We start from the raw sequence: 10916 nt of genomic DNA, 5'->3' as shown, positions 1-10916 counted from the left end.
TTCGACACAGAGGATCAATTATGTATATAAATGTTCAATTAATTAAATTATGGTTCAATAAATCCCAAATGGGGCTTAATTATCCAAAATCAGGATTGAAAGTCGTCCAAACAGGCATAATTATTGATCTGCCCCTTGAAAGAGAGGGGGGATTTCAGACTTTTATTGCGATTGCCTCTTCTTTTAAGACTATAAAGCTTTCGAAAGAAGGAATTTCTTCTCCAAAGAGAGTATATATGCCATAGGAATAAGTGAAAAACGCATAAACAGGATGTGAACGATGTTGAATAAATGGATGCTCCCCACCCTGATCGGAATCATGGCAGCCCTCTATATATGGATCATTCCGACAGAGCCATTAGCATTGAAAATCGTCTTTAAGCTGATCCCGATGCTACTCATCATTTTCTACGCATTCCGTCAGCTGCCTGCAAAACCAGTACCGGCCATGCGCCTCATCGTCATCGGCTTGTTTTTCTGCATGTTGGGCGACGGGTTTATAGCGGTATCATTTGTAGCGGGTCTTGGATCTTTCCTCATCGGACATGTCTTCTATTTGATGGGATTTATCAAAATGTCCAGTATGAACAAGACACGCTTCGCCGCCTTACTGCCGATTGCATTGTATTCCTTCTTCATCGGCCGACAACTGATTTCCGCGCTCCAAACTGAAGGAAATGATGGACTCGTGATCCCCGTCGTTGCCTACATGCTGGTCATTTCCCTGATGGCTTTAACCGCCATCCTGACCGGTAACCTATGGGCAACTGCCGGCAGCATCCTGTTTGTCATCTCGGACTCGATCCTGTCATGGAATATGTTTGTGTCAGCCATCCCTTATTCGGATGTTTTGATCATGACAACCTACTACTCGGCGCAGTTCCTGATTGCGGGAAGCCTCGCAAGCTTAGGGAAGTCAGTCAGGCATGAAGAGGGAAAAAGGTTGAACATATAATTAGCGTTTGCGCCTGTCGAGGGGTCTCGCCAGGTGTGTTTTTTTGACAAATTATGAAATAATCCAAACTTTTTCTATAGTAGAAACGTCTTATTCAGTGAAGATACATACAAAGCAGGTGAGTGTTTGAAACCCGGAACTGTTTCTAAAGCCGAGAAGGATCGACTACTTGAGAAAGCCATGACGGAATACGGAAATGATGTGTATTACATTGTTTATTCCTATGTGAAGGAACACAGCCTGGCGGAAGATCTGACTCAAGAGATCTTCATCAAGTTTTATCAAAAGATGGATACCTTTCGCGAGGATTCCACCCTTAAAACATGGATCATCAGCGTGACCGTCAATCATTGCAAAGATTATTTAAGACGGTGGGATACACGTATGGTCAGCATATCGAATAAAATCAATGACATGGTCAAAGGAAAGATTGGCGCGCCGGAACAAACCGTGATCGAGAAGGAAAAGAATTCTGAACTGATCCAGAGCGTGTTGTCCCTTCCCATCAAGTATCGGGAGGTCATCTTTCTATATTATTTTGAAGAAATGAAGCTATCTGAAATCGGAGCCTGTATGGATTTGAACACCAATACGGTGAAGACCAGATTAACAAGAGGGAAAGCGCTGCTCGGTTCAACGATTAAACGGAACGAGGTGTATAACAATGGATGAGCTTAAACGTTTGCGAGGTCTGATGAAAGAAGAGACCTTAAAAGGGCATGGTTTTACCAATAAGATGAGGGAGAACATTCTGAATGAAGTTCATTCGAAACCTTCATCCAAAGCTTTTTCATTCAATAAAAAACCGATATTCGCTCCGTTGATGTCCTTTGTATTTGTTGCCGCATGCCTCTCTTTATTCGTTTATTTCGGTGGAACACAATTGGGACTCTTTGACGGAAATAACGCCAGTGCCCCTTTTTATCAATACGAGGCTAAAGATCGTCCTGAATCCCTTGGCGCAGAATTCAAGTTTCTCACAAAGGCCCCATTTGAAGTAGCGGAGGTCACAACCAAAACAAGTGCGGATCCTTCAGGGGAAATAGAATTGGTGACCTTGACGGGTAAGGAAAGACAAATAATCAAACTGACGTTTCAATCCATAGAACCAGGAACCAATCTGACACTATACCAGGAAGAAGTGAAAGTCGGCCAATCCAAAGGAAGCTATTACGAGTCAGAAGGTCCGGAAAAGGTCAACCGACTGATGTGGATTGAAGGGGATACCATTAAATATGAAATGGAATACTTGCCCGGGGGATCTGACATTACCTTGTCTAAAAAAGACATGATTAAGATGGCGGAGTCGTTTAGATAAATCCTTAGGCAAGCATAATTACCCTGTAGACGGACTTTTGGAGGTATCACATGCACAGTTTTATCGTTTATATTGTCATCTCCTTGGCAGCGTATTTTATCGTTGAGAAGATTGCCAGGAGATGGTGGAACATTCCATATAACAGAAAATCCGGATTAGAAGGACTTGGTTCAACTCACACTTGGGTAAGGAGAATCGGTTGGACGCTCTTTTTTATATGTGTTGTGTTCTTCCAGGCTGAACTCGTCGGGGCGATAATCATTATCTTACTCTCGGGATTCGATGCCTTTATGCAATGGAGAAGGAGTAAAGCTGAAAGAGAGTACGTCATTAGACTCTTAGGCCTTGTATTCTTCATCATCTTTATAACGGTTGGTTATACATTTGATTTCTTAGAGTAGAAAGACGAGAGATTATAGTCCCGTCCTTGCGCTTGCGCTTCACTCAAAGAAAAGGATGATGGATACAGATCCATCATCCTTTCCCCTTAATATGTTCCATACAAAACCTTAACAATATTACCGTATTTGTTATAGGTCACTTCTTTCCACTGATCCCCGCCGTTTGCACTTCGATACATGATGATGAAATTACTGCCTGAAGTTCTCCAATAATACTCTATCCAGGTGACTCCCCCTTGGCCGCCGCCATCTTCTATGACCTTTGTACCGTCATTCTCGGCTGCGAATGTCTGCGTCACCTCTACGGCAGCACCTGCAGAAAAAACCAGTGAACACGCAACTACATACTTTACTGAACATTGAAGGAAACCTATCATGGTTGCCATCCCCTTTTTGTTTATAAATGTAATTATGTATAGACAATCATACTGTGAATTTCGATATTGAGTGTAGGTCGTATTGTCTATAATTTGGGGATAATGACCTTTAAATAGGACGATTACTTTATGATTCTTGTTGCGGTATTAATATTTTAATAATTCAATTTCACTTCATTCTGTGATTTTGATGTCATCAAAGTGATGAATAAAGGATTGTGTATTTTTGAGTATTTTGAAATAATTGGAATTAAGTTAAAAGACATTTATTGAATTGAGGTGGAGTTGTGATTAAATTGTTTTGGCTACCGCTAATTGCCGCAATTGGGACGATGGTACTCCTGTATATCGTTGGTTTTATAGGAAATATAGAATTCCTTGTATTCAAGATTTCATCCTCCGATACTGAAATTGCCCTACTACCAATCGTTGTTGGGATAGTAGTGGCGTTTGGTAGTGATCGGATTGTTCGATCCAGGTCTCTGGAATAGGGGAATTGTAGAGGTGAAAGTTAATTAAATATAAGAAACCTTGATCAGGAGGTAGTAAATGGGACCAGGCAAAATTATATTCACGGCAATCATGGCAGGGGTTTACTCAGGGATTTTAGATGGTATTGAGACTCATTACGGACTAAATAAACTGACAAGTACACTTTTTTTAATATTGTTTACATATCTTACTGGATACGCTTTGTATCGATGGAAACGATTAAAGTGATTACTTTGAAAGCAAAAGGTGGCTGTGTTGAAAAACTTTTGGAGTTAATAGAAAGGAATTGGTTTATGAAGAAAAAATTAAAGGTAACAGGGTTCGTTCTGTTAGTACTTCTTATTATAGTTTCTTTAACTGGATCGATTTTTGAAATGGTTAGTTACCGGAACGTCAAAGCTAATTATCCCCCAGATGGAGAAATGATTCATGTTGGAGATAGAGAGATTCATGTGAATATAAAAGGAAATCAGACCGATCTTCCACCAGTCGTAATTGAAACAGGAACTGGTAACTGGTCTTATGACTGGTCTCAGTTTCAAGAAGAATTATCAAAGTATACTCAGGTTCTGACTTATGATCGCGCAGGTTACGGGTGGAGTGATCCGCCAAGTAATGGCTTTTCACTTGATACAACGATCACAGATTTAAACACTATATTAAAAGAAACAAAAATTGATACACCCGTCATATTAATAGGTCATTCAGTCGGTGGTGTTTATGCGCGTCATTTCACTGACCAATACCCGGAAAAGGTGGCTGGTTTGATTCTCGTAGATTCACGGAACGAATTTTTTAAAGAAAATGCACCTGCATATAATGAAAAATTTTTTCGTTCACAAGACCAAATGTATAATAGAATCCTTTCAAGACTAGGGGTTATTCGATTATTTGGAGAAATGACATTGGCGGGAATGCCTGAGTTTATATCTAAAGAAAAGTATGCCCATGTTCAATATGATGGACCATTTTTCAAGGTGTTGGATGAAGAAATTCAACAAATCCCTGAGAATGTTGAATTACTAAAGGAGATAGAATCACTTAACGATAAACCTTTAAAGATAATCAGCCCCGAAGAAGTTGAAAGTCAAGCTGTAGCATTAGGATTTTCAGAACAACAAGAGGATGAAATCAACGAGAAATGGATAAATGCTCAGGAGCAACTAACGGAACTCTCAACGAAAAGTGACTACATTTCTGTGCCCAACACTAGCCATGCAGTCATGTATGACCAACCGAAAGTTATTGTAGAAGCTGTGTTGGATATACAGAATGAGTTGGGAAGATAATTGGTCGGCTCGACTTCTTGGGGATCAATAGATTCGTCCTGTAGCTTTGTTAAAAAGAAGTTTGATAATCAAAGGTGTCTGTCCCTCTCAAATCTACTAGAAATGCATATATATAGTAATAGAGGGGGGGATAGTATGTTAAAAAACAATGTCGTGTATTTTGATTCAGATGGCAAAATGGTAGATAAGCTCGATATCCAGCAGGAAAGCTGCGACCGCACCATAGAGTATTGTGCAACCGCTATTGTTCCGGATGGATTTACTTTCAGATTCACTACGTTCGATAGCTTCACTGCCTGCTCTGATTTGAGTGCGCTTGTATGTATGCTGGAAGAGCAGGAGGCGGAAGGGACTGTTGAGAACCCATGCGGTGGCACCTTGACGTGTCCTGTGGCGATCGATGCCGTTCGTCTGGTCGGTACCGCTAGATTTCATATAAACGTGGGAGACTTGACACCGATTGAAGGGGGACTTCAAATTGGTGATATTCCATGTACTCTTGCAAGCGATGTTTCCGTGCCGGTCAATCAAGTGATCCAAACGATTTGCAAAACGGAAAATTGTCAAGGGACCTGTTTTGATACGGTCGGCGCATTTGCCTTTGCTCCACAAGTGATCACCGATGCTTGCGGGCGCCAGATTGTAACCATACGGGGAGGAGTGTTCCTGCGTTTTCTTGGCTGCTAATCAGAAAAACACTATGGCATTTATTTGTTGATATTTAATAAAGTTGAATAATTTATAAGAAAGAAAGTTTGAGAGAAACCCTGTATTTATATAGGGTTTTTCTTTTGGTCTTGAACTTGAGTTGTATTGTATTCGAGGGCAATGAAAAATATAGGATTTGAGCATTATTGTTTGATTAAAATAAACCTCTTTTATCTCCAACCAATCAGGTTTCAGCTAATCACTAACTCGATCTACGACAATACGTTTATTCAGGTTTTTATTAGCATGTTTCTTGTTAGAAACACGTCCATATTCGCTTGAAATTAATAAAAGGCAGTTATTAATTAGAAGAAATTATCAGCTTGTTTTTATAAAAATTTACAACCGATTATTATCCACTGACTCAAATCTAAAATATCAGAGAAATCATGAAAATTTTCTCCTATTTAGTAGAAATACCTCGAATGTACACAGGACTTTTCACCCGAACTTTCTCAACCTCTGATTAAAAGGTATTAGGAAGAATCCCCCGAATTTGTTAGGTATACCAAAAAAGGAGGGTTCTCTATGAACTTGAAAAAAATCGCTTCAACTACTTTAGCCTTATCAATTTGTATCGCACCTGCCATTGGATTAGCAAAGGTACAACCAACAGACCTGGATCATCACGACCATGACCATGCATCACCAAAGACTACTTACATCGATTCATTACCAAAGGCTAAGGAATATGCACCTGATAAAGGTCCTGCAAAAATCGAGAAGTCTACTAAAGTAGTAGAGTTAGATCAAAAGGGTAATGTGAAAGATGTAAAAACGACTAAAAGTACATTCTCTTCAAAAGATGCACAACAAAATAAAGAGTTCAAAGCTCAGGCGACTAAAACAGTAACTGTATTAGCGGTAGCGGATGAAGAATATCGAGGTACATATGGTGACTGGCAAAGCAGAGTACAACAAATCGTTGAAAACGCAGATGACGCATTTATTAGAGACCACGGAATTGACTTCCAAGTACAGGCAGTAGGAAATTGGACTTCACAAGGTGGAAACAGCTCACAAATCTTATCCGATCTAAGTAGGGATTGGTCGGGTTACAGTTACGACTTTGTAGTAGGTTTCTCAAAGGATGCTAACTTTGATGCTGGAGGAATAGCTTACGTTTATTCTTCAGATCCTGGAACAGCATTTAGCGTTAACTTAGATCAAGGTGTAACAAACACTTCTAAAGCAGCTCAGCATGAATTCTCACATAACTACGGGCTTGGACATGATGCACAAGGTAGTGGGATTCGATGCGTTATGAATTATGACTATTCTTATTCAGTAGATTATTGGCACCCAGCACATAACACACAGATTCAGAATAATAAGGTTTGGTATGGTCAGTAAACAATATAGAACCTCTCTCATTTTTGAGGGAGGTTTTCTTATGGATTTCTAAAATTCCCCCTAAATGTTTACAGGAGAATATGAGATTAGTAGTCTTTTCTATAAATAATGTAAAGAAATAGTCAGGGGTGCATAAGAAATCAGTGTGGTGAACTTGCACTATAGCTTTTATTAGCCTGTAAATTAACATAAACTTATTATTCAACATTACGAAACTTTTTCAAAGATTTAAACGTATAATCAATAACATGAAAATGGATTTACTTCCACCTGGGGAATGAGGATGCAAATGTATTATGCTATGTTGATAATAGGTGCAGTATTATTATTGATTGGTGTTTTTTGGTTTATTTATATGTTCAAGGAAAAAGAATTTACTCTTTCAAATACATTTAAAGCTCTTTTTTCATTAATATTCAGCGGTCTTCTGCTAATTATTACTCTCCCCAGCTTAAAATATATGTTATTCCAAGAGTATGATGTTGTAAAAGGGAGTTGCACGATCGAGATAGATTCATCTGGGAGAACCAGTGAAGCATCATTTAAAATGGATGATTCGTCCGATGCCTTTTATTTCAGAGATATCCCTGACTTGGATTCTTATGGAAGGGCAGTTCCGTACTACTGTGAGCTCACAGTCACAAAGGATCATGAGTTTGAAATAAGTTATAATATCTATGATTCTAAAACGAGGGAACTTATCCAAACAAGTGAATAGTTATATTAATTCACAAATACGGACGAACCAATGTTTTAGTTATTATGTAAGTGGTTCAAGATGCGGAGGCTTATCCAGAAAAGGGTAAGCTTCTTTTTAATGTGGTAAGGGTGGGTAGAGAAGTCCAGATCCGTTATAAGAAAATTGAAACTTTTACCATTATTGTACGTATAGATGATTACGGAGGAGGTTGGGGTCATGAAAAAAATCATGGGCATAACCATGAACTTATTCGTTTTAGCGTCTCTCATTGTTCTGGGCGCGGGCTGTAGCTCTCCAAAGGAAAGTGACGAGAATGTGAAGACCATCCAAACTTTTTTGGAGAAAGAATTCACAGGACCTAATGATGAACTATCGTACGTTCTAGAACAAGATGGTGCATTTCCGCCTGAATTAGAAGAGTATGTACAAGTAAACTACAAGCCGCTGGTGATGAATTGGGAAGATATGATTAATACCAATCACATTTTGTTATTTCAAAGAGTTGCACATGAAAATGGGTACCAATTGAAACCAACGAATATTGATATACAAAAGGATCAAGACCAAGCCTATGATTATGAAGTCGAAGTGGAATACAGGAAAGACGGCCAAACCGACACTGCTACGATCACAGCAAGAATGAACCTCAATGACGATGGCAAGATTGTAACCATTCGAAATATGAATGATGATGGTTTATTGGAGAAAATGGAACAGTAAAAAGAGAGAGCCAGGGAAGCATCAAAACCATCCCGAAGCTTCCTAAGTTGTCCATCCATACAGCAAGTTAATGGGATAATAAAAGGGGCATACAAATGACATATAATTATTTTACGTGTTCTTCCGACATAAAAGATTTTATTTTCAACTTACAAAAAGAGGTTGCTGAAATAATAAAGGGTGATTTGATAGGTTTATATATACACGGCTCTTTAGCGATGGGAGGATTTAATCCGGACCGTAGTGATATTGATGTATTGGTCGTCACGAAAAAGACGATGACAGTCGAAACGAAAAGGAAATTAGCAAAGCTCTTCTTAATGTGTTCCAATTCCCCATTTCCTGTTGAAGTAAGCTTCCTGAATTTGAACCAATTAACAGAATGGCAGCATCCTTGTCCATATGATTTTCATTTCAGTGAATTCTGGAGAGAACGGTATGAAAATGATTTAGTCAGTGGAACATACAAGTATTTAAATGGGGAGGTTAACACTGATGCAGATTTAGCAGCTCATATTATGATTACTACTAATAGAGGGGTTTGTGTAAAAGGAAGTCACATTGGTGATGTTTTCCCTTTAGTACCACGATCAGATTATCTATCGTCCATATTAGGGGATTTTAAGGATTGTTTAACAAATATCGAAGAAGACCCCATTTATTGTACACTAAATTTGATCAGAGTTTTTTGGTATCTAAAAGAAGAGGTTATTTCTTCCAAGCTGGAAGCCGGTAACTGGGGGTTAGTAACATTCCCCAAAGAGATGAGTATGACGATTAACAAAGTGGTGAAATGTTATTCGAGTGAGGCAGATACTTGCGACTTTGAGAAAGATGAACTCGAATTGATAAAAAACTATATTTCTGAAAAGGTTCAGACGTTATTGCACTGACTGAAAAGGAGTGAGTAGGATTCATTCACTTATTCAACTAGAAAAAAATAAAATTGAAGTGCTGCATAAAGGTCATAAAGGTCCGCAGATTGTTATTCTTACAGGGATGGGCTGCTCTTTTGATGAATGGTATGAGGTAATTGAAACATTAAGTAATACTTGTAGAATACTAACCTTTCATCGAAGGGGACTCGGACGAAGTGATTTAGGTAAGGAAGTTCATAATACAGAGTCGACAGTCTGTGATCTGGCGGATATACTCCAATACTTTAAAATCGATGAGCCGATTTATTTAGTAGGACATTCCTATGGTGGTCTGTGTGCCCAACACTTCGTGAAAGTTTATCCTGAACGTGTGGCAGGAGTGATTTTAGTAGACTCTACCTCTGTTGAATTGAAAGAATTGGAGACACTCGATCTACCCATTATAAATGAGGAATCAGATGAATCCTGGATAAAGAAATGCTTAGATTATTCGAAAAAAGATAAAGAAGAATTATCGGATATCATTCAACCTGTACTTAATGAGAAGCAACTTAGCTTTCCAAAGGCTATTCAGCAAAAACTATTGGACTTTCAAGTGATGCCATCCCTCTATCAAGCGATGGCATCAGAGATTAAGGAATGGAAACATGACGCAGAAGCAATTAAGAACTTAGAGTTTTTTCCGGATGTACCCTTATTCGTCATTGGTCGGGATATAGAATTTACAATTGAATCAGAAAAGGGCAAAGGAATACCACTTTGGGAATTAAAGAAATTTGAAGTGAAGTGGTCAGAGCTTATCACTGACCAGAGTAAGTTATCTTCAAAAAGTGAATTAATCTTTGCGAGTAAATCAGGACATTCTGTGTTCCTCGATCGCCCGGATTTAGTTATTGATTGTGTACATAAAATGTGCAATGCGAGGATAACAAAAGTGTAGTAAAGGATTGAGGTGAGTAAATGACAATCAAAGGGCTTAATCATTTACTATTTTCAGTTACAGAGTTAGAAACGTCCATTGAGTTTTATCAAAAAGTATTCGATGCAAAATTATTAGTAAAGGGCAGAAAAACGGCTTACTTGGATGTACAGGGTATGTGGTTTGCCCTTAATGTTGAGAAAGACATCCCCCGCAATGAAATACACCAATCCTACACCCATATTGCCTTTTCCATTGAAGAAAAGGATTTTGACAGTATGTACGACAAACTAAAGAAATTAAATGTTAAGATCTTGTCAGGTCGTCCGAGAGATGAAAGAGATAAAGAGTCTATCTATTTTACGGACCCGGATGGCCATAAATTTGAATTTCATACAGGTACATTACAAAACAGATTGGATTACTATAAAGAAGAGAAGATACATATGAAGTTTTTTGATTAAAAGGATGTCCGAGATAGGAGGTCGATAACAGTTAGCAGCTCGAATGCTGAGTTCAGCAGCCACCCTTATAAGTAAACAGATCTTATTAGAGAAGTTGAAAATAAATGATAGGTAAAATTAAAGCACTACCTGAGAAAGTGGCATTTACAATAGGCTTAGCTTTAATATTATTTAGTCCATTATGTATATTTTTCTTGTCATTTCTATTCCCATTAGGTAATGGGATAAAGATGATCATAGGAAGTGTTGCTTATTTTTTTGCTTTTTTATTGATACTAAGTGCCTCTGATAAAAGACATTCTAGAATTGGTAAGAAAATGTGAGGATTATTTAATGAGAGAA

Annotated in this window: 16 protein-coding genes; 15 read left to right on the top strand and 1 reads right to left on the bottom strand. The window is 38.4% G+C overall.

From position 1 onward, the window contains the following. The first annotated feature begins 20 nt into the window (after window positions 1–20). The 5 genes from RSX31_RS11125 to RSX31_RS11105 all read left to right on the top strand — a co-directional run bounded on the left by RSX31_RS11125 (window position 21) and on the right by RSX31_RS11105 (window position 2674). Window positions 21–245 carry a hypothetical protein gene (locus RSX31_RS11125; protein ID WP_315634553.1) on the top strand — a complete coding sequence of 75 codons (225 nt, stop codon included), beginning with the start codon at window positions 21–23 and terminating at the stop codon, window positions 243–245. A 35-nt stretch (window positions 246–280) separates the two neighbouring features. Continuing rightward, on the top strand, window positions 281–955 hold the full coding sequence (locus RSX31_RS11120) for a lysoplasmalogenase (RefSeq protein WP_315634552.1): 675 nt from the start codon (window positions 281–283) through the stop codon (window positions 953–955). A gap of 126 nt (window positions 956–1081) precedes the next feature. After that, entirely contained in the window at window positions 1082–1627 is a 546-nt protein-coding gene (locus RSX31_RS11115; RefSeq protein ID WP_315634551.1) for a sigma-70 family RNA polymerase sigma factor, read from the top strand. Beyond that, a complete protein-coding gene (locus RSX31_RS11110; protein WP_315634550.1) occupies window positions 1620–2273 on the top strand; it encodes a hypothetical protein in 654 nt (217 codons plus the stop codon). Before RSX31_RS11115 ends, RSX31_RS11110 begins: the two co-directional genes overlap by 8 nt. Window positions 2274–2323: 50 nt before the next feature. Next, on the top strand, window positions 2324–2674 hold the full coding sequence (locus RSX31_RS11105; protein ID WP_315634549.1) for a DUF4181 domain-containing protein: 351 nt from the start codon (window positions 2324–2326) through the stop codon (window positions 2672–2674). An 86-nt stretch (window positions 2675–2760) separates the two neighbouring features. Here the strand turns inward: RSX31_RS11105 and RSX31_RS11100 are convergent, their stop codons facing one another. Continuing rightward, a complete protein-coding gene (locus RSX31_RS11100; protein ID WP_315634548.1) occupies window positions 2761–3051 on the bottom strand; it encodes a hypothetical protein in 291 nt (96 codons plus the stop codon). Between the two features lie 287 nt (window positions 3052–3338). Between RSX31_RS11100 and RSX31_RS11095 the strand changes: the two genes are divergently transcribed. From RSX31_RS11095 to fosM, 10 genes are all read left to right on the top strand, one after another. After that, entirely contained in the window at window positions 3339–3542 is a 204-nt protein-coding gene (locus tag RSX31_RS11095) for an ATPase (protein WP_315634547.1), read from the top strand. Window positions 3543–3600: 58 nt separating this feature from the next. Further along, window positions 3601–3771, top strand: coding sequence for a hypothetical protein (locus RSX31_RS11090; protein ID WP_315634546.1), 171 nt, complete (start codon window positions 3601–3603; stop codon window positions 3769–3771). Beyond that, window positions 3753–4832 (top strand): alpha/beta fold hydrolase, encoded by a 1080-nt coding sequence (locus RSX31_RS11085; RefSeq protein WP_315634545.1) that lies wholly within the window; start codon window positions 3753–3755, stop codon window positions 4830–4832. Before RSX31_RS11090 ends, RSX31_RS11085 begins: the two co-directional genes overlap by 19 nt. Before the next feature lie 102 nt (window positions 4833–4934). Beyond that, the gene (locus RSX31_RS11080; protein ID WP_315634544.1) at window positions 4935–5519 is read left to right on the top strand and encodes a hypothetical protein; all 585 of its coding nucleotides are present in this window, start codon (window positions 4935–4937) and stop codon (window positions 5517–5519) included. Window positions 5520–6068: 549 nt separating this feature from the next. Next, entirely contained in the window at window positions 6069–6893 is an 825-nt protein-coding gene (locus RSX31_RS11075) for a zinc-dependent metalloprotease (RefSeq protein WP_315634543.1), read from the top strand. 289 nt (window positions 6894–7182) lie between these two features. Beyond that, window positions 7183–7611 (top strand): hypothetical protein, encoded by a 429-nt coding sequence (locus RSX31_RS11070; RefSeq protein ID WP_315634542.1) that lies wholly within the window; start codon window positions 7183–7185, stop codon window positions 7609–7611. A gap of 198 nt (window positions 7612–7809) precedes the next feature. Beyond that, complete coding sequence (locus tag RSX31_RS11065) at window positions 7810–8313, top strand: hypothetical protein (RefSeq protein ID WP_315634541.1); 504 nt, start codon at window positions 7810–7812, stop codon at window positions 8311–8313. A 95-nt stretch (window positions 8314–8408) separates the two neighbouring features. After that, window positions 8409–9206 carry an aminoglycoside adenylyltransferase domain-containing protein gene (locus RSX31_RS11060; RefSeq protein WP_315634540.1) on the top strand — a complete coding sequence of 266 codons (798 nt, stop codon included), beginning with the start codon at window positions 8409–8411 and terminating at the stop codon, window positions 9204–9206. A gap of 10 nt (window positions 9207–9216) precedes the next feature. Then, complete coding sequence (locus RSX31_RS11055) at window positions 9217–10131, top strand: alpha/beta fold hydrolase (RefSeq protein ID WP_315634539.1); 915 nt, start codon at window positions 9217–9219, stop codon at window positions 10129–10131. Window positions 10132–10151: 20 nt separating this feature from the next. Further along, entirely contained in the window at window positions 10152–10574 is a 423-nt protein-coding gene (fosM, locus tag RSX31_RS11050; RefSeq protein WP_315634538.1) for a FosM family fosfomycin resistance protein, read from the top strand. Window positions 10575–10916 lie beyond the last annotated feature (342 nt).

It is taken from the genome of Rossellomorea yichunensis (assembly GCF_032337515.1).
GTDB classification, from domain to species: Bacteria; Bacillota; Bacilli; order Bacillales; family Bacillaceae_B; genus Rossellomorea; species Rossellomorea yichunensis.
This window is presented reverse-complemented; position numbering and strand designations above follow the sequence as displayed.